14 protein-coding genes and 1 tRNA gene are annotated in these 18,320 nt (G+C 57.0%); 6 read left to right on the top strand and 9 right to left on the bottom strand.

Going from position 1 to position 18,320, the window contains the following annotated elements; translation table 11 throughout:
• Window positions 1-303 (top strand): integration host factor subunit alpha, encoded by a 303-nt coding sequence (gene ihfA / locus AC0J1C_RS05965; protein ID WP_007151838.1) that lies wholly within the window; start codon window positions 1-3, stop codon window positions 301-303.
• Window positions 284-649, top strand: coding sequence for a MerR family transcriptional regulator (locus tag AC0J1C_RS05970; protein ID WP_296932289.1), 366 nt, complete (start codon window positions 284-286; stop codon window positions 647-649). The genes ihfA and AC0J1C_RS05970 overlap by 20 nt, the downstream gene beginning before the upstream one ends.
• Before the next feature lie 95 nt (window positions 650-744).
• Here the strand turns inward: AC0J1C_RS05970 and AC0J1C_RS05975 are convergent.
• The 3 genes from AC0J1C_RS05975 to AC0J1C_RS05985 all read right to left on the bottom strand — a co-directional run bounded on the left by AC0J1C_RS05975 (window position 745) and on the right by AC0J1C_RS05985 (window position 3,929).
• Window positions 745-1,994 (bottom strand): IS3 family transposase gene (locus AC0J1C_RS05975; protein ID WP_473044084.1). Its coding sequence is split into 2 segments (ribosomal slippage): window positions 745-1,640 and window positions 1,640-1,994, totalling 1,251 coding nucleotides; the frame shifts between segments, so codons are not numbered across the junction.
• 89 nt (window positions 1,995-2,083) lie between these two features.
• Window positions 2,084-2,160, bottom strand: a tRNA-Pro gene (locus AC0J1C_RS05980).
• 125 nt (window positions 2,161-2,285) lie between these two features.
• Entirely contained in the window at window positions 2,286-3,929 is a 1,644-nt protein-coding gene (locus AC0J1C_RS05985) for an FMN-binding glutamate synthase family protein (protein WP_473046008.1), read from the bottom strand.
• A gap of 264 nt (window positions 3,930-4,193) precedes the next feature.
• On the opposite strand from AC0J1C_RS05985, the gene AC0J1C_RS05990 reads away from it, so the two are divergent.
• On the top strand, window positions 4,194-5,783 hold the full coding sequence (locus AC0J1C_RS05990; protein ID WP_473046009.1) for a BCCT family transporter: 1,590 nt from the start codon (window positions 4,194-4,196) through the stop codon (window positions 5,781-5,783).
• A gap of 72 nt (window positions 5,784-5,855) precedes the next feature.
• On the opposite strand, the gene AC0J1C_RS05995 is transcribed toward AC0J1C_RS05990, so the two are convergent.
• The 4 genes from AC0J1C_RS05995 to AC0J1C_RS06010 form a co-directional block, all read right to left on the bottom strand.
• Complete coding sequence (locus AC0J1C_RS05995; RefSeq protein WP_473046010.1) at window positions 5,856-6,803, bottom strand: alpha-L-glutamate ligase-like protein; 948 nt, start codon at window positions 6,801-6,803, stop codon at window positions 5,856-5,858.
• Between the two features lies 1 nt (window position 6,804).
• Window positions 6,805-8,322 (bottom strand): inactive transglutaminase family protein, encoded by a 1,518-nt coding sequence (locus tag AC0J1C_RS06000; protein WP_473046011.1) that lies wholly within the window; start codon window positions 8,320-8,322, stop codon window positions 6,805-6,807.
• Window positions 8,319-9,116: an ATP-dependent zinc protease family protein gene (locus AC0J1C_RS06005; RefSeq protein WP_473046012.1), complete on the bottom strand. Its 798-nt coding sequence runs from the start codon at window positions 9,114-9,116 to the stop codon at window positions 8,319-8,321. The genes AC0J1C_RS06000 and AC0J1C_RS06005 overlap by 4 nt, the downstream gene beginning before the upstream one ends.
• Before the next feature lie 139 nt (window positions 9,117-9,255).
• Window positions 9,256-9,663 (bottom strand): hypothetical protein, encoded by a 408-nt coding sequence (locus AC0J1C_RS06010; protein ID WP_473046013.1) that lies wholly within the window; start codon window positions 9,661-9,663, stop codon window positions 9,256-9,258.
• A 289-nt stretch (window positions 9,664-9,952) separates the two neighbouring features.
• Between AC0J1C_RS06010 and AC0J1C_RS06015 the strand changes: the two genes are divergently transcribed.
• A complete protein-coding gene (locus AC0J1C_RS06015) occupies window positions 9,953-11,614 on the top strand; it encodes a DNA recombination protein RmuC (RefSeq protein ID WP_473046014.1) in 1,662 nt (553 codons plus the stop codon).
• Between the two features lie 5 nt (window positions 11,615-11,619).
• Window positions 11,620-12,465, top strand: coding sequence for a hypothetical protein (locus AC0J1C_RS06020; RefSeq protein ID WP_473046015.1), 846 nt, complete (start codon window positions 11,620-11,622; stop codon window positions 12,463-12,465).
• A gap of 10 nt (window positions 12,466-12,475) precedes the next feature.
• Here AC0J1C_RS06020 and AC0J1C_RS06025 read toward each other — a convergent pair whose 3' ends face one another.
• The gene (locus AC0J1C_RS06025; protein ID WP_473046016.1) at window positions 12,476-13,495 is read right to left on the bottom strand and encodes an AraC family transcriptional regulator; all 1,020 of its coding nucleotides are present in this window, start codon (window positions 13,493-13,495) and stop codon (window positions 12,476-12,478) included.
• 192 nt (window positions 13,496-13,687) lie between these two features.
• Between AC0J1C_RS06025 and AC0J1C_RS06030 the strand changes: the two genes are divergently transcribed.
• Complete coding sequence (locus AC0J1C_RS06030) at window positions 13,688-14,746, top strand: CaiB/BaiF CoA transferase family protein (protein ID WP_473046017.1); 1,059 nt, start codon at window positions 13,688-13,690, stop codon at window positions 14,744-14,746.
• A gap of 67 nt (window positions 14,747-14,813) precedes the next feature.
• Here AC0J1C_RS06030 and AC0J1C_RS06035 read toward each other — a convergent pair whose 3' ends face one another.
• Window positions 14,814-18,278 (bottom strand): hypothetical protein, encoded by a 3,465-nt coding sequence (locus AC0J1C_RS06035; RefSeq protein WP_473046018.1) that lies wholly within the window; start codon window positions 18,276-18,278, stop codon window positions 14,814-14,816.
• Window positions 18,279-18,320: the final 42 nt, after the last annotated feature.

Below are 18,320 nucleotides of genomic sequence, written 5' to 3' on the forward strand. Positions count from 1 at the left end.
ATGGCGGCTTTGACGAAAGCGGAAATGGCAGAGCGGTTGTACGAGGAATTGGGCCTGAACAAACGCGAAGCCAAGGAAATGGTGGAAGCTTTTTTCGACGAAATCAGAGGCGCACTCAGTCACAACGAGCAGGTTAAGTTGTCCGGTTTTGGCAATTTCGACCTGCGTGACAAAAAACAGCGGCCGGGACGGAACCCGAAGACCGGTGAAGAGATTCCGATCAGTGCACGGCGTGTTGTTACGTTTCGCCCGGGACAAAAACTAAAGCAAAAAGTTGAAGCGTATGCTGGAACCCAGTCATAACAACGAACTTCCCGCGATTCCGGGAAAACGGTATTTCACGATCGGTGAGGTGGCCGAGCTCTGTGCCGTGAAAGCGCACGTGCTGCGGTACTGGGAGCAGGAGTTTCCCCAGCTGTCGCCGGTCAAACGCCGTGGTAACCGCCGCTATTACCAGCGGGCAGATGTGATTACCATCCGCCAGATCCGCAGCCTGCTGTACGATCAGGGCTACACCATCGGTGGCGCCAAGCAGAAGCTGAGCAGCCACGAGGTCAAAGACGATACCTCCCAGTACAAACAGCTCATCCGCCAGATGATTACCGAGCTGGAAGAGGTGCTTGAGGTTCTGAACGCGCCCGTGAAATAGGGCAGCCAGAAGGTTCAGGCATTCTTTGAAGGTTCAGAAAAACCGGATCAGTCCCGTGACTGCTCCGGTTTTTTATTGGCGAGTACTGACCCGTCCTAATATACGTTGACGGTTTTTGTTGAAGCCAGCTCCCCTCGGGTGCTGGCTTTTTCATGTACCTCTTGTGGCGTTTTCATGCCGAGGCTGAGGTGTGGCCTGTAGGTATTATAGGCATCAACAGACTCCTTGATCAGTACGCCCAACTCGGCAAAGGTTCGACATCGATTGATCAGGAACTCCTGCTTGAGGATGCCGTTGATCCGCTCAGCAAGAGCATTCTGGTAGCAATCATACCCATCGGTCATGGATGGCCGAATCTGATGTTTCCGCAGCACTCCTTGGTACAGAGAAGAGCAGTATTGGATGCCTCGATCCGAATGATGTATCAGGGGTTGGTCGGTCATACGATGACGGACGGCCTGGTTCAGCGCGGCCACGGTATCGGAAGCTTTCATCTCGTGACTGAGGTTATGGCCCATGATCTTGCGTGAGAAGGCATCCGTAACCAGGGATAGATAATGCACCCCCTCATCTGTTTCGACGTAGGTGATATCGCTCACGAAGACCTGCTCGGGACGATGCAGCTCACATCCTGCAAACAGGTTGGGATGCTTCCTCATCCAATGGCGGCTGTCGGTTGTTTTCGTATAGTTTTTCTTCGGATGAACCAGTAACTGGTGCTGACGCAGGTAATCAAACAAACCATCTCGACCCAGCTTGATGCCAAGGGCCTGAAATTCTTCGCGCAACAGATAATACAGCTTGCGTGTTCCCAGTCGCGGCAATCGTTTTCGAATCTGCTGCACAAGCGCTTTAACCGGCTCCAGCTCACTTTGGCGCCTTCTCCGCCGCTGAAGACGCTGATAAACCGCCTGGCGTGTTACTCCAAAGAGCGAGCAGCTTTTGCTCAGGCTTACTTTGCCTTTTGCTTGCAGCGTACGCGCTCCTTGGATAAATACTTTTTTCGCAGACCGGCTCCGTATTCCCGATCCATAATATCGACCATCTCATTGAGCAGGAGATTGCGAAGACGCTCATCTTCTAGCTCTTTTTCAAGTCGCTTGATCTTCTGCTCGGGCGTTTCCTGGGATCGGTTCATGGGCGAGTTCCTCGGCAGGGACCAGTCCAATCTACCATGCTTGCGCAGCCAAGTGAGAACCGTGCTGCGCCCTTGAATGCCGTAGGTCCTTTGGGCCTGTTTATAGGTGAGCTCGCCTTTTTCGACCTGATCAACAACCGCTAATTTAAAGCCCAGGTTGTAATCACGCTGCGTGCGCTTCTTGCGGGTGGGAGTGACGTTGTCCATCTCTGCATCTCCAGATGACAACGTATTTCAGGACGGGTCATACGCAATAAAAAAGCCCGGACCTTTCGGTCCGGGCTTTTTCTCGAATCTGGTCGGGACGGCAGGATTTGAACCTGCGACCCTCTGCACCCCATGCAGATGCGCTACCAGGCTGCGCTACGCCCCGATTCGCTGCATGCCACCGGGAAACTTGAGAGTAATCTCAGTGGCTTAGCGGGAGCGAAGTCTACACGAGAGCAACCCAAAAATAAACATCCGGGCGTGAATTTGGTGCGCATTTTTTCTGGCCCGTCAGCGGAGCTTGGTTTCACGGAGCTTCAGGATGAACTCGGGCGGCCCGAACGAATCCGCCCTTGCGGATTCCCAGTACTTGTCGAAAATCGTCAGCCCCGTTTCGCCCTCAAGAAGCGCTCCGGGTTCGAGGAACGGAAAGATCTCCATGTAGGAATGTACCTCGGCTCGCGATTCCCGCCGCACGATGTGTTCCGGGCCGAGCTCCGAGGGATGGCGCAGCCCCGAGGCTTCCAGCAGGTTCTGAAGGGCGTCCAGGGTGTTCTTGTGGTAGTTGTAGACCCGTACACTTTTGTCCTGTACGTCCAGCTTGTTACCGCGCCTGGGGTCCTGTGTGGCTACGCCGCTTGGGCATTTGCCGGTGTGGCAGCTGAGCGACTGGATGCAGCCCAGGGCAAACATGTACCCGCGCGCCGCGTTGCACCAGTCGGCGCCGAGGGCCAGGGTTCTGGCAATGTTGAACGCCGAGGTGATCTTGCCGGCGGCGCCCAACGCGATGTCCTCCCGAAGGTTGGTGCCCACGAGGGTGTTGTGAACGAGAAGCAGGGCTTCGGTCATCGGCATGCCGAGGCGGTTGATGAATTCCAGAGGCGCGGCGCCTGTGCCGCCCTCACCACCGTCTACCACAATGAAGTCTGGGCGACGTCCGCTCTCAAGCATCGCCTTGACGATCCCGAACCATTCCCAGGGATGCCCGATGGCCAGCTTGAAACCCACGGGCTTACCACCTGAAAGTTCCCGAAGGCGATCAATGAACTCAAGCATTTCCAGTGGCGTGGAAAACGCCGAGTGGCTGGCCGGGGAGACACAATCCTCTCCCACAGACACGCCTCTGGCTTCGGCGATTTCCCGGGTAACCTTGGCGCCAGGCAGAATGCCTCCGTGACCCGGCTTGGCCCCCTGGGATAGTTTGAGCTCAATCATTTTCACCTGATCAAGAGTGGCGTTCTTCTGAAACATCTCCTCATTGAATGAGCCATCCTTGTGGCGGCAGCCGAAGTACCCGGAGCCGATCTCCCAGACCAGATCCCCGCCCGGCTCCCGATGGTACTGCGAAATCGAACCTTCGCCGGTGTCGTGATAGAAGCCGCCCATCCTGGCGCCGGTATTCAGGCTGAGAATCGCGTTCGCGGAAAGCGACCCGAAACTCATGGCTGATATGTTGAACACGCTTGCACTGTATGGTTTTTCACAGCGCTTGCCGATCACCACCCGGAAATCGCTGTCGGTCAGGCGGGTTGGTGCGAGTGAATGGTTCATCCATTCAAACCCTTCCTCATACATGTGCAGAAGAGATCCAAAAGGTCGTTTGTCCAGCACGTTCTTGGCACGCTGGTAGACAATGCTTCGCTGCTCGCGCGAGAACGGGCGCTCCTCGGTGTCGGACTGGATGAAGTATTGACGGATTTCCGGCCCGATGGACTCCAGCATGTACCGGAAATGCGCCGTGATCGGGTACATCCGGCTGACCGTATGCCGTCTTTGCACCAGGTCATAGGTTCCCAGGGCTGCGAAAAGGCCGAAAATGACAGGGAAGAGGTAGCCGGCACCGGACAACACGGACAGTGCCAGCGATACCAGAAAACCGACAACACTCAGCACGTAAACCGTGTAGCGAAGGGGAAACGTCTTTGTTCTTTCCATGGGGCCCTCGGTTGCGGCGTCTTTCCGGCAGCGCCGGGTCTATTTGAAGTGTAGCCCGCGACGCACGGGGACCAACGCCAGATTGTTGCCGGATTCGCTGGCCTGACTCGTAGCTTGGGCTATGCTTGATATATCTCAAGAACAAGGGAGAGCGAAAATAGTGCCATTTTGATGTTTTGAACTCAAAGCATTAAACTAACGCGCTTGTAATAATTGAATTCCGATTCTGAAAAAACGGCTTATCAACTCAGGAGGCGCCATAACGTGGGCGAAGTAGTGAAAGACGAATATCAGACGGACTACGTGGCCGGCCAGGACAACATAACGCCGTTCGGGCTGGATCTCCACGCGCCGGTATTTCCGATTACGGCAATACTGGTTATAGCGTTCGTAATTGGTACCTTGATGTTCCCCGAGCAGGCCAAAGAGCTGCTCGATGGCGCAAAATGGGACATCATCGCAACCTTTGACTGGTTTTTCCTGATCAGTGCCAACATCTTCGTGGTGGTGTGCCTGGCCCTGATCTTCATGCCGGTGGGCAAAATCCGCCTGGGCGGTATGGACGCCAAGCCGGAGTTCTCCACCATGTCGTGGTTTGCCATGCTGTTCGCTGCGGGCATGGGTATCGGCTTGATGTTCTGGGCGGTTGCCGAGCCGGTCGCCTATTACACCGGTTGGTATGAAACGCCGTTCAACGTTGAGGCGAACACGGCCGAGGCAGCCAATCTGGCCATGGGTGCCACCATGTACCACTGGGGTCTTCATCCCTGGGCCATCTATGCCGTGGTAGCGCTTTCACTGGCGTTCTTCGCGTTCAACAAGAACATGCCGCTGACCATCCGCTCTGCCTTCTTCCCGCTCCTGAAGGACAAGGTCTGGGGCTGGCCGGGACACATCATTGATGTGCTTGCCGTGGTTGCCACCATCTTTGGTCTGGCTACCTCACTGGGTTTTGGTGCACAGCAGGCGGCCTCAGGCCTTAACTACCTGTTCGACACGGGCGGTGGTGTCAACGTCCAGATGGCGATTATCGTGGGTGTTACGGCCGTTGCGCTGGTTTCCGTACTGCGGGGCCTGGATGGCGGTGTGAAGATCCTCAGTAACATCAACATGAGCATGGCCGGTATTCTGCTGTTCTTCATCATCTTTGCCGGCCCGACCATGACCATTCTGGAGACGCTCTGGGTTACGTCCTCCAGCTACATCGCCAACGCGATTCCCCTGAGTAACCCGTTTGGCCGTGAAGACGAAGCCTGGTTCCAGGGCTGGACCGTGTTCTACTGGGCCTGGTGGATCTCCTGGTCACCGTTCGTGGGCATGTTCATCGCGCGGGTCTCGAAGGGACGCACCGTACGGGAGTTCGTTACTGCGGTACTGATCATCCCGACCGTTATCACGGCGGTGTGGATGAGTGCTTTCGGCGGCACCGCGCTTGAGCAGATTCAGGACGGCATTGGTGCCCTGGCAGAGAACGGCCTCACCGAGGTCTCCCTGGCCATGTTCCAGATGTTCGCCAACCTGCCCATCACTGGCATCATCTCGTTCGTGGGCATTATCCTGGTGCTGGTGTTCTTCGTGACCTCGTCCGACTCGGGATCGCTGGTGATTGACAGCATCACCGCGGGCGGCAAGACTGACGCCCCGACAGCACAGCGTGTGTTCTGGGTGGTTGCCGAGGGCGCCATTGCGGCCGCGTTGATCTTTGGCGGTGGTGCCGATGCCCTGGGGGCCATACAGGCAACGGCGATCAGCGCCGGCCTGCCGTTCACCGCGATCCTGCTGATCATGACCTGGGGTCTGCTCAAAGGGCTGACCCACGAGCGCAAGCTTCTGATTGCCAGAGGCGAGCTCTGACCGGTAGGCGGTTACAAAAAAACCGGGGTTTCGACCCCGGTTTTTTTATGCCTGCGCCCTGGGCTTGATGACTCAGAGGCTGGCGAAGGTTTCCATGGCGAACCTGGAGCGGTCCAGCGGCGAGAAGTGCGGCCGCCGGATCGCCTCGATGGTTCTGAGGCGAGGGAGGAGGCCGCGGCCATTGGCCATTTGGATGGCAAGACCCGGTCTGGCATTCAGTTCCAGCAGCAGAGGCCCCTGGTTGGCGTCGACAACGAGATCCACGCCGATGTAGCCAAGTTCGGTTGCTTCGTAACAGCGGGCTGCCATCTCCAGCATTTCATCCCAGGCTTCTATCTGAATGTTTTCCAGCGCCAGACCTGTGTCTGGATGGAGCTTGATGGGGCGGTTGAACTGCACCGCATTCAGACTTTTACCCGTTCCGATATCCAGCCCCACACCAACGGCACCCTGGTGCAGGTTGGCCTTGCCGTCGGAGGCGGTGGTTGCCAGCCTCAGCATGGCCATCACGGGGTAGCCCTGGAAGACGATAATACGAATATCCGGAACCCCTTGGTGGGAATACTTGGCCAGCGAGGGCGCAGACTCCACCAGTGCTTCTACGATGGCCACATCAGGCGTCCCGGCCAGGGAGTAGAGACCGGCCAGGATGTTTGTCAGGTGCCGCTGAAGGAAAGCCGAGTCGACCCGGGCGCCGGACGCCTTGATGTAGTCCTCACCATCCCGGCCGGTGATCACGGTAATGCCCTTGCCGCCGGAACCCTTGGCCGGTTTGATCGCGAAGCCTGCAAGGTCTTCCGCCATTTCCCGGAAGTGGGATATCTCATGCTGCTGGCGAACAACTTGAAGCAATTTCGGCGTTTTTACGCCATATTCGGCGACAACCAGCTTGGTTTTCAGCTTGTTGTCCACGAGTGGGTAGGATGAACGTTCGTTATACCGGGCAATGTAATCCACATTGCGCCGGTTCATGTTCAGCATGCCCAGTCGGTTCAGTACCCGCGGTGAAATCCAGTCCATATCAGTCGTAGACCTTCATGGGCGTGAACCGCTTGAGTTCGCTGAGCTTGTACCCGGTGTACTGGCCCATCAGCAGGATAAGGCCCAGAATGACCAGGTGCAGCTCGGGGAAGTTGAAGGTGAGGTGTCCGGCCAGCGGCATGCTCATCAGCAGATAGGCGCAGATGGCCACGAACAGGCTGCCCGCACCCTGCACCATGACTTCCCGGGCGCCTTCCTCCTCCCAGAGGATGGACATGCGCTCGATGGTCCAGGCGATGATCACCATCGGGAAGAAGGTGACCGTCATACCGGTGTTGAAGCCCATCTGGTAACCAATAATGCTGAGGCCAGCGGTAATGAAGATCACAAGGATAATCAGGGCCGATATCCGGGACACCAGCAGCAGGTTGAGACTGGAGAGATAGCCACGCATCAGCAGGCCGATGGCTACCACCGACAGGAAAGCGATCAGGCCCGGAACCAGCGTGGTCTGGACAAACGCCACGGCAATAAGTACCGGCATGAAGGTACCCGAAGTGCGAATGCCGATCACGATCCGCATGAAGGCCACCATCAGGGCACCCAGCGGTAGCAGCAACAACATGCGGAACATGCTTTGCTCTTCAATGGGCAGCTCATAGAAACTCAGAATGCCGAGCCCGTTCGAGGCGGATTCCAGAGTCGCCAGCTGCAGTGCCGGAACGGTCTGCCGGAGCATGGAGAAACTGACTTCGGAGTTCTCGCCGCCGACAACGTCCAGGAGAGAGGTGGAGCCCTGGCGCCACAACAGGAGATCCTCCGGAACACCCTGCTCGGCGGTTTTCGGGTCGAAGGTCAGCCAGCGCTTGCCGTTGTAGATCTGCAGGTAGGGTGTCAGTTGCTGGCGCCGGCGAGCGTCCTCAAGCTTCAGGCCATCCGCGGTTCGGGCTGCAATGCCGGCGTGGTTGAGCATGTCGACCAACAGCTGCAGGTAATTATCCTCGGACACCAGAAGCGTCGTGTTCTGGGTGCGTGTATCGGGCTGCATCAGCCGGATCAGCTCGCGGGTCATGCTCTCAGGGGTGCTGGACCGGGCTCTGGCCTGATCCAGGGTTTCCTGGACAGCGGTAGCCTGGGGCTCCTCCCAGAACGTGCGAGGGGTCGCGGGGGTGCGGCTTGGTATCTCGGTCTCCGCCGATGAATCCGGCACAAACTGGGCCTTGAAATACAGCGTCTGTGGGCCATTGGCCTCCCGCTTGGTCCACTCGGCACGCCGACCTTCCGGACTGTCAATGATCGAGAAACCATAGCCGGGAGAGGCGGCCTGCTCGGTCAGAATCCGGAAGCCCGGTGGCTGTTCCGGTATGTTCAGGCTGACCAGGGCGGGGCCCTCCTCGGCCTCGAAGTCTACCCTTGCTTCCACCATCCACACCGGTCGTTGTTCCCCGGTCAGCCAGGGAATTCCAAACTCCACATGCCGCCAAACGGCAAGTGAAATGCCCGCTGCAATAAGCAGGAAGACGGCAATGTAAAACGGCAGGCGCGAACGGGTGGTCACGATTCTTTTCCGTTACTGTTGCGGAGTGATTCCGGTAACTCGGTCGCGTACTCCTTACCGACATCAATCAACATGACGTCGCGCAGGATGTTTCGACCAATGAGCACCTCATAGGTGAGGTTCGTACGGTCGGCCAATGTGAACTCGGCTACCTGCTGATGGTCACCGATGAAGAACTGAAGCTCAACCACCACGCGTCGCTCAGCCTCGTCGGCGCTGGCCTGAATGACTCGTACCCGGCGTGAGATTTCCTTTTCAAGGGTGACATGGCGCTCGGTGCCAGGCACAACCACATCAAAGCGCACCCAGTTGCTGCCATCCCGCTCAAATCGGGTAATGTTCTCTGCGTGGATTGATGAGGTCTCTGCGCCACTGTCGATTCGTGCCTTATAGATCAGCCCGGGGCCGGCCAGATAAAAGTTCTCGACCTCACCAACAATCACCTTGCCCTTGAGTCTGTCGGCCCGGCCTTTAGACCTGTCGGTGGCGGCGCACTGCTTCTGGGCCGGAATGGGGGGGCACTCGGGCTTTTCCACCTGGGTAGCAATGGCATCCAGAATGGTCTGGGTTGATGAGCGGCTCTGGTCCATGACCTGGTTGTGGCGAACCGCAGCATTGTCTTCCATGGTCACCAGGGTTGCCCGTTGCGTCTTGATCGAGCTTCCAAGCTCTTCCAGATCTGTCTTCGGCACCATGAAATAGCGGTCTGCCGAGCAGCCTGAGAGCATCAGAATGCCCGCCAGGGCGAGCAGCGGCGCCTTTGGCAGTGCGACCCGAAACGTTTTAGAACCCATCAAGAACCTCTGAACTGGCAAACGGTAACCCGGGCAATCCTGCCCGCGACCTGTTCGATTGGATACAACCAGGTGATTTAGGAAAGGGGAGTATACAACATCCGATCTGTGTGGTTGATTTACAGATGGTTAAGGGGGGCTATAGTGAGAAGAAGTTCCCGTCTCCAAGGATTGTCTCGGACCGGAGATACTCCTGAATGACCGGCGAGCAGTTGAGATAGAACAGTAGCAGTTCGCGCTGAACGTCCTGGTCCTGGATGCGGGCGGCGAAGCTGATCAGCTCACGGATTTCCTCATCGCTTTCCGAGGCGGTGGCGGGCTCGCCGAAGCTTTTGCCGTATCTCGCCTTGAGCAGGTGAGTAAGGCGCTCAAGGTGAAACTCACCGGTGTGAGTAATATGGGGAAGCAGTCTGAACGCATCGTCCTGGTTCGCCGATCCCTTGCCGAACAACCCTGCGTGGCTGTTTGAGAGCCCATGCTGTGCCGAACAGCCCTCGTCGGCCTGCAGAAATTCCGCACCCAGTTTTCGCCAGAGTTCTTTCAGCATGATCGATAATCCGTTTCTGATCCGGTTCAGACCGGCGTCCGGTTAAAAAAGCGTAATAACCCCGGAGCCAGCGAACATCCTAACCTTTTAGATGATCTTACGACGGGCGTCCAGAGCTGGATGGCGGCTCAGTGAATAATTGCCAAACAGTCGTGGTTCGTTCTCGGGTCATCACAAGGAATCACGGCGCGTCGGGAAAAAGGTTCCATAACTGGGTTAGACTGTCACGCAGGTACACCAGAGCGAAAGTGCGAACATATACAGATCTTGAGGAAGGGAGTGCAGTTCAGTGCCCGAAGCCATCACGCAGTTGATGATGTCCCGGCCGGAAACCATGGCGGTTCTGGTAATCGTCCTGGCGATTGCCGTCCCGGTACTGGCGGGGCTGTTGGTAAGGTCCGCGGCGGAAAAACGCAGATTGTCCGACGAGTTGTCCGCGCTTGAAGCCCGTGCTGCCGGCCTCGAGCGGCAATTGAAAGACGCTGACCACGAACGCGCGCTGGATACCCAGCGCCAGACCCAGCTCGAGCAGGCGGCTTCTGACTTGCGGGAGCGGAACACTCGAATCGAGCAGGATATCGAACAGTGGCGCCAGCGGGCGACCGGCCTTGAGAACCGCGTGGCCGGTCTGGAGTCGGATCTGGAAGCTCGCAGGGAGCGCATCGGCGAGCTTGAGCGCGAGCGGCAGGCGCTTCAGTCACGCAGCGAGGAGCTGGGTCGGGAGCTCAACGAGGCCCGTGTGGCGCTGCGGGAGCAGGAGGTAACCCTCGACAAGGAACGCCGTGCGGCCAATGAGAAACTGGAACTGCTCGAGCGCAACCGCGATGCCCTGAAGCAGGAATTCGAGAACCTGGCCAACAAGATCTTCGAGCAGAAGAGTGAGCGTTTCAGCCAGCAGACCCGAACCAGCCTGGATACGCTGCTGAACCCGTTCCGCGACCAGTTGCAGGACTTCCGCAAGCGGGTAGAGGATGTCTATACCACGGAGACCCGTGACCGCCAGGCCCTGAGAAGTGAGATCAAATCTCTGCAGGAGCTGAATCGCCAGATCACCGAGGAAGCCTCCAACCTTACCCGGGCCCTCAAGGGCGACAAGAAGATCCAGGGTAACTGGGGCGAGCTGATTCTCGAGCGGGTGCTTGAGAAGTCCGGGCTGCGCAAGGGCGTGGAATACGAAACCCAGGGCAGCTACCGGGACAGCGACAACCAGCTGTATCGGCCGGACGTGATTGTGCACCTGCCGGACAGCCGCAACCTGATCATCGACTCCAAGGTGTCACTGGTGGCCTATCAGCAGTGGGTGACCGAAGAAGAGGACTCGACCGTCAGGGATGAGGCGCTCAAGCAGCACGTAGAGGCGGTGCGCAACCACATTCGCACGCTCAGCGAGAAGGACTACAGCCAGCTTCATGGACTGCATTCGCCGGATTTCGTGCTCCTGTTCATGCCCATAGAGCCGGCGTTCGTGGCGGCATTTCAGCAGGACGAGAACCTTTTCGCAGAAGCCTTCGAGCGAAAGATTATTGTGGTAACACCAACCACATTGCTGGCCACCTTGCGCACCATCGAGAATATATGGCGCTATGAGCGCCAGAGTCAGAATGCCCGGCGCATCGCAGAACGGGCCGGAGCGGTATACGACAAGCTCCGGGTGTTTGTTGAGGCCATGGAGCGCCTTGGCGGCCAGTTGCATACGGCCCAGGGTACCTACGACTCGGCCATGAATACCCTGACCCGGGGCCGTGGTAACCTCATTTCGCAGGCCAACCGGTTTGTAGAGCTTGGAGTGCGGGTGAAGAAGGAATTGCCGAAAGGCATCATCGACCAGGCCGAAGTGGACGATCGGGACGACGCAGACACCGTTGAAGACAAAACGGAAGATACAACTGAAGACAATGAGCTGCCTGAAGCGTCTGAGCAGGCGGTTGGTGCAGATAACGAGCAGGAGTGAATGCCATGGCAGTATCGTTTGCAACAGGTCGCCGGATTGCCCGTGGCGCCCTCCTTGCGTCCTTCCTGGTGACCGCGCAGGCCCATGCTCTGGCGCCTGAACATGAAACCCGCAGGCTGATGCTGGCCACCGAGGAGGCCGTCATGGCCAAAAACTGGGGCGAGGCGGGCGAGTACCTCAACCAGCTTCAGCAACTGGAGGGTGAGAAACCTGCCGACTACCACTTTTACCGTGGTCGGGTGATGTTCCAGGCTTCGCATCTGAACGAGGCACAGTCGGCCCTGGAAACCTATGTAACCAAGGCCGGCGCCGAGGGCGCTCATTACCAGGAGGCGCTCAAGCTGATCACCACCATTGAGAAGACTCGCAAACAGAACAACGTGGCGCCCCAGGCCGCCGCCGAGAGCGAACAGGTCGCGGTGATCGAGCCGGCGGGCGACGGCCAGCTGGCATCGCTGAAGAAGCTGTACCTGGCAGACACCGACCGCGAGGCGCTGACCCTACATATCAACAGTCTGCTGGAGCTGGCGGGCTGGCGCCGGGATCAGGCCATCGTAAGGCTCGATCGCCCGGCGGATGTGGAATACCGTGTCACCACCGAGGGCAGCGAAATCCACATTCAGGAGATCCGGCGGGATGAAGCCGGCCGGATCCTGAGAAGCACCGAACAGATCCAGGTATTTGGTATTAACCCGCAGGTGGAGTGGCGCTGTGAAGCCGCCGCGGCAACCTGCTGGGTCTACGATCCCCGGGACGGCTCTCGCTTGCTCCAGTTGGCTGCGAACCGGGACCAGGCACAGGAGATTGCTGAGACCCTGGGCCAGCTGGTTCGTTCGGTGCAGTTGCCCTAGCGTTCCTTACTTAGTTCTCCAGGTTGCCGCGCTCGCCCTCTCGATAGGCTCCGGGCGTCACGCCCGTCCATTTCTTGAACGCACGGTGGAAGGTAGACGGCTCGGTAAAGCCCACCTTTGCCGCGATATCATTGATGGGCAGGTCCTGCCGGGCCAGGTAGTAGATCGCCATATCGCGGCGCAAAAGGTCCTTTATTTCCTGGAACGAGGTGTTTTCCTGCTTGAGCCTTCTCCGAAGGGTTTGCGGGCTGGTGTGCATCTCCGCCGCAATCCACTCGAAATCCGGCAGGGGCCTGGAAAAATCCCGACCAATCAGTGCGCGAATGCGGCCGGTAAAGGTATTGCTCTCGTCGGGCCGGGACAGCAGATCGGCCGGCGAGGTTTTCAGGAACTGGCGCATCTCTGGCTTATCCCGAATCACCGGGGCAGAGAGAAAGCGCTTGTCGAAGGTCAGCGCCGTGGTGTCGGACTCGAAGGTGAGTGGGCAGTGGAAAATGTGGCGGTACTCATCGCCATGCTCGGGCCGGGGGTAGTCGAATTCCGCCTGTTCCAGCTCCACCGGTTGCCCGATGAGCCAACTGCCGAGACGGTGCCAGATCACCAGAATACTCTCCCGAAGGAAGAAGCTCGGATCGTGGATCTCGCCTTCAATCCGTGTCACCAGGCGCGCCTTTTCCTCGCCCACCTCAAGTTCCATGGCCACCATCGGTTCGAACAGCCTCGAGAATTGGAACGCCTGGCGGTACACCGACTCCAGGTTAGGGCAGTCGATCACCAGGGCGCACATGGTGGCAAACGTACCCGCGCGGGCACGTCTGGGCCCAAGGCCCATGAACTCATCGCCCAGACGGCTCCAGAGCACCTGCATCAAACGACTGAACTGGTCACTGCTCACCCGGGCCATCTCGATGCGCAGGAGATCCGGTGAAATGCCCGCATCACGCAGCATCTCGCGGGTATCAAAACCCAGTCTTTCCGCACCCACCAGAGCAGCCTGAACAAAGTGCCTGGAAACCGTCAGATCGGACATTACGCTCGCCATTCCAAGAAAACGAAACCCATCATAAAACCCCGGTGAAACAATGCAACCGACCAACGCCGGCCATGCTGGTAGAAACGGCCAATAGGAATGATGCAACCGGCAGTTGGCCCGGTCGGCAAAACCGGGCAGCATGAAATCATCAAAACCGTTTCAAATCGATCCAACAACAAGGAGATTGCCATGGCAGGACCACTGTCTTCACTGAAAGTCCTGGATTTCAGCACCCTGTTACCGGGGCCTTACGCCACCATGATGCTGGCGGATATGGGCGCGGAAGTGCTGAGGGTGGAGGCGCCGGACAGGGTGGATCTGACCAAGGTGATGCCACCGTTCGACGGAAAGTTCAGCACCGCCTTTTCCTACCTGACCCGGGGCAAACAAACCCTCCAGTTGAACCTCAAGAAGCCGGAGAGCGTCGACAGGGTCAAGGAACTTGTCAAAGACTACGACGTTGTGGTGGAACAATTCCGGCCGGGCGTCATGGATCGCCTGGGTATCGGTTATGAGACGCTCAAAGCAATCAATCCGAAGCTGATCTACTGCGCCATCACCGGCTACGGCCAGACCGGGCCATACCGGGACAGGGCGGGCCACGATATCAACTATCTGGCCATCTCCGGCGTCGCCAGCCATTGCGGGCGCGCCGAAAGCGGCCCGCCGCCCATGGGTATCCAGATCGCCGACGTGGCCGGCGGCTCCCATCACGCCGTCATGGGCATCCTGGCCGCCGTTATCCATCGCCAGAATACAGGCGAGGGTAAGTTCATCGACATAAGCATGACCGACGCAGCGTTCGCCCTGAACGCCATGGCCGGTGCCGCCGCCCTGGCCGGCGGCCAGCACCAGGCGCCCGAGACAGGCATGCTGAATGGCGGTACCTTCTATGATTACTACCGGACCAGTGACGACCGATGGCTTTCCGTGGGCAGCCTGGAACCCCAGTTCTCGGCGCGACTGTGCGACACCCTGGGCATTGGTGACATGAAAAGCCTGGCAACCAGCCAGAAGCCCGAGCATCAGAAAGCCCTGAAAGCAGCCATCAAGGAGAAAGTGGGTGAGAAGACGCTGGCGGAATGGCGGGAGATTTTTGCGGATGTGGATGCGTGTGTGGAGCCGGTGCTAGCCATTGCTGAGGCTATAGAGCATTCTCAGATCAAGGCTCGGGGGATGTTGATCGAGGAGGACCGCGGGGATGGGGTGATGCAGAAACAGATTGGGTACCCAATTAAGTTTCAATAATCGGGTCACCACCTGTTCTAAATCACAAAAAAAGAACCCCGGCTAGTGCCGGGGTTCTCGCTTCAGTTTAATTCAGCTGTTTAATTTCATCAGTATCGTCGGAGTCAATGACATCCTGAGGAGTAGGCGTTTCCTTATCATCCAAAATTGGCTGAGTAGCGGGAGTACCTATCCGGCCGGTATTTTTGTCCACCGGGCCCATCAGCGTTCCGCTGTTCAGGAAGAACTCAGCAGTCTGTTGAAGGGTCTCGGCGAACACATCCTTCTGACGCTGAAGGTCGGCAGCCCGTTCTGCGGCGTCTGTGATAGTACGATCTTCTGATGGAAGAACAAACAGGCTGTGGTTGCCATACGCTAGGTTAGCGGTCAGGAAGGCCTCGGCTCCAGTGTTGGTGACCACGTTTGTTGCGCCCAATTCCTCGGTCAGAGGAATTGCGCCAGCAAGGAAGTCTTGGAATGGTTTGATGCCAAACTGGGAGGTCAGCTGGACCTTCGCCGCTTCCATGATGTTGGTTTGGTCGGCCTTGTAAACTGTATCTCCGTTGCCATTTGCAGTACCGACAACGTTGAAGGTGATTACCCCGTTACCATTATCGACCAGGTTGTCCGCAAGGTTGATCGGATCTGCAGCGTCAATAGCGTGCTGGAAAACACGTAAGAACGATTCGTAATTCGAAGTTCCTTGATCAACCCCTGCTGCGGCGAGACCTCCAATGATTCGGGGTGCAAAGCTCGGGCTGTTTTCAAGCATTCGAACCAGACCGGAAGCCGGGGCAAACAACGCTGTTGCTACAACATCTGTCATGACATCCGATTGATTGGCTGCAGCTACGGCTCCAGTGCCGATCACAGTGCCAAGGGAGTGGCCGGCAAGAAATACCCGGCTGGTATCGAAGTCCGAATTCCCGTCATTGTTGACGTCAATGTTGCCCAAAGACTGAATCAGGTTGAGCAGATCCACGGCGCCCTGACGATTCTTGTCGCGAGAGTTAAGGAACCCCTGAAGGTTAATGAAAAGGCTGCCGGAGCTACCGAATCCACTATCGAAGTTCATGGCCGTCGGCGTAAGACTTGCGTCAGCCGTGAAGTTGAAATGACGCTCGAAGCTGGTTCGGGCGATACCAGGGATAACGCTGGTATGGTTGTTTACTGAGCTTTGTGCGCCGATGGCGAAGCCCAAAAACTGTGCTGCGTCAGCACCACATGTCCCTGCAAGGATCACTGATCGGTCATTTGGACATAATCCCCCGCTACCAGCGACAATCCTTGCTTGAACGTCGTCCGGATAGGTTCCTGCGAGCAGTAATGCAATGTTGTCGGCATTATTTTCTGAGGTGCTAGCAGCCGCATCAAAGCCTGCAAGCAAAGCTGCTGCGAGAGCTTGTTTCTCTTCTGTGACTCCGGAAGTCAAATCAGACTGATCCTGCGCATCAACGCCATGAAGAGGTAAGTCGATTGCAACCACTGCGAAACCCGCTGACGTCAGGACGGATCCAACCGAGAGGGCCGCACTTCGGTCCGTTGTGATGCCGTGCTGAAATACGACGACCGGCAGGTCTGTAGTCACCGGATCCCACGATCCGCCTTGGGAAATCGGTGCGGGATACATCGCCAGCATCGGTATCTTTACATTGCCATCACCTGATTTCTCGGGGAACGGGAATATATAGTTGACAACATCGCTAACGGTCGCGTCACCTTGCGGCAACTTCAAACCAAGGCTGGAGAACTTGGTGTTGATTGCGGCGGCCAGTTCGTTGTCAGCATTCCAGGTGGAGCTATTGATGGTGCTACCGTTAGAGCCTGTCGGAATCCCGAGGTAATATGGCAGCTCGATACTTCCCTGAACGACGAACGCATCTGATGAACCAGTCACGGACCCAATAGCGCCAGAGAGCAACGCGGCGCGATTAGCACTCGCGTAATCCAAAGAAACGCTTGCTGACTGATCGGCAGGGGTGGGAAGCAAGTCTGCAAAACCATTTGGAGACGGCAGTGTTGTTAAAACCTCGCCGATACAGTCGATATAGGTCGCACCTTCATTCGCAGAGCCATATCCACCCGCGCTCGGGTCCAAGGTGTTACAGTTGGTGCCGCTTTCCGTAGAGAAAGCCCCACTGGCGAAAGCTGCTTCGATTCCCGCGCTCACCAGTGCATCTCGAGTGCTGGTGTCCCCTGGGTTGCTCGGATTAAGAGGGAAGAATGCGACTGCCCCATCTGTCGCCAGTTTCACGTCGTCATAGTCGGGTGATGTATCGCCATCACCGTCAACATCTACCTTGCCTTTTACAACGCTGGCGGATGCGGAAGAGCGAACAAAGCTAGTGATCTGATCAGTGAACCAGTCATCAGGATCTGCAATATAGCTTACGACCTTCTCATCTCCGGAAGTCGTAAACGAGTAGCTAATCGCAACGTTAGAGTCCGAAATCGGTTCCATGCCCATTGAGGCACGGGTGCTGTTGGTTAGACCAAAATAGCTGCTTGCAATTGGCTCCCATAGTCCATTCACAATGTCTCTGACGGGTTGCAGGCTGCTCGCTCCAAGTGGCTGATCTGCGTCTGAAATGTTGTTGTAAGAAGGGGAAGCTATAATCGCTTCGCCTTTAGCATCGATTACAGAATTTGTTACCACAACGACGTAACGCTTCTGAGGATCGAGTGGAGTGAGCAGATTAATCCTAATGACGCTTGTTCCAGACTGCTCAATGACAGAAACTTCATATTGATCAACTGCGGCGCGTGCTGCGGCATTCGCTGATGTAACTAGGCTTGCAGAAGGCGTTCCGCCTGCCGCAAGTGTTGCTGCGATGGTGCCAAATGGCACTGCGGCCGGGATTGTCGGAGGTTCTTTTCCGGTGAGCCCGCGAAGTGGGTCGCCACTGGCATAGTCCAGTTCAATGAGGAATACGTTCTGATTAGGGTTTGGCACTGCCACGCCCGAGTTAAGAACCAGCTCTCCGTCAGCATCAACAAGGAAAGGTTGTCCGTCTACGGAAGATGCATCAATGTCAGCGTTAAAAGCAATGTCAATCGGCGCAACAGTAGATGCGCCGCTCAGGCTGTTCAGTGCAGTGGTCACTGGTGGTGCTGAATCACTCACAGCGAAGGTTCCGTCACCCGCTACCGAATCAAAAATGAGATCATTTGGAATCGGTAACTGACTCTGAACCGGGTTGAATACCGGCCAGGTTTTGCCATCAATCGCCGGGTTGCTGATTCGATACTGCGGATTCGCATTCTTCCCGGTACTACCGCTATCAAAGCAGCCTGTGAGTCCAAGGGAAGACGCCACGGCAAGACTTATTAGAGTTTTCTTGAACATGGGTGGAACCTTTTCCTGTTGTTGTGTCGTTATGTTCGGCAGCTGAGGGAGCCGGTCTGATCCGGTAAGCCCGTTGTCAGCGGCCTGTTCTGCTTGAACTGTTGTCTGAAATTGTAGCCAGCGCTTTGAGCCAATTTCTGTAACTCTGACTATAGCGACAGTATGGCAAGTGTTGATCAGCCAAAAGTGTGATTCTTGTGGATACAACCCTCCCAGAACGGTTGGAGTCCGGCCTTTCTGAAAAATAGT

The organism is Marinobacter sp. E2, assembly GCF_055755345.1.

Bases quoted from the DNA above. Each gene is read 5' to 3' on its own strand.
- AC0J1C_RS06025 (WP_473046016.1), bottom strand. From the start codon at position 13,495: ATGTCCGATCTGACGGTTTCCAGGCACTTTGTTCAGGCTGCTCTGGTG.
- AC0J1C_RS06030 (WP_473046017.1), top strand. From the start codon at position 13,688: ATGGCAGGACCACTGTCTTCACTGAAAGTCCTGGATTTCAGCACCCTG.
- ihfA (WP_007151838.1), top strand. From the start codon at position 1: ATGGCGGCTTTGACGAAAGCGGAAATGGCAGAGCGGTTGTACGAGGAA.
- AC0J1C_RS05985 (WP_473046008.1), bottom strand. From the start codon at position 3,929: ATGGAAAGAACAAAGACGTTTCCCCTTCGCTACACGGTTTACGTGCTG.
- AC0J1C_RS06010 (WP_473046013.1), bottom strand. From the start codon at position 9,663: ATGCTGAAAGAACTCTGGCGAAAACTGGGTGCGGAATTTCTGCAGGCC.
- AC0J1C_RS05970 (WP_296932289.1), top strand. From the start codon at position 284: ATGCTGGAACCCAGTCATAACAACGAACTTCCCGCGATTCCGGGAAAA.
- AC0J1C_RS05995 (WP_473046010.1), bottom strand. From the start codon at position 6,803: ATGGACTGGATTTCACCGCGGGTACTGAACCGACTGGGCATGCTGAAC.
- AC0J1C_RS06005 (WP_473046012.1), bottom strand. From the start codon at position 9,116: ATGGGTTCTAAAACGTTTCGGGTCGCACTGCCAAAGGCGCCGCTGCTC.
- AC0J1C_RS06020 (WP_473046015.1), top strand. From the start codon at position 11,620: ATGGCAGTATCGTTTGCAACAGGTCGCCGGATTGCCCGTGGCGCCCTC.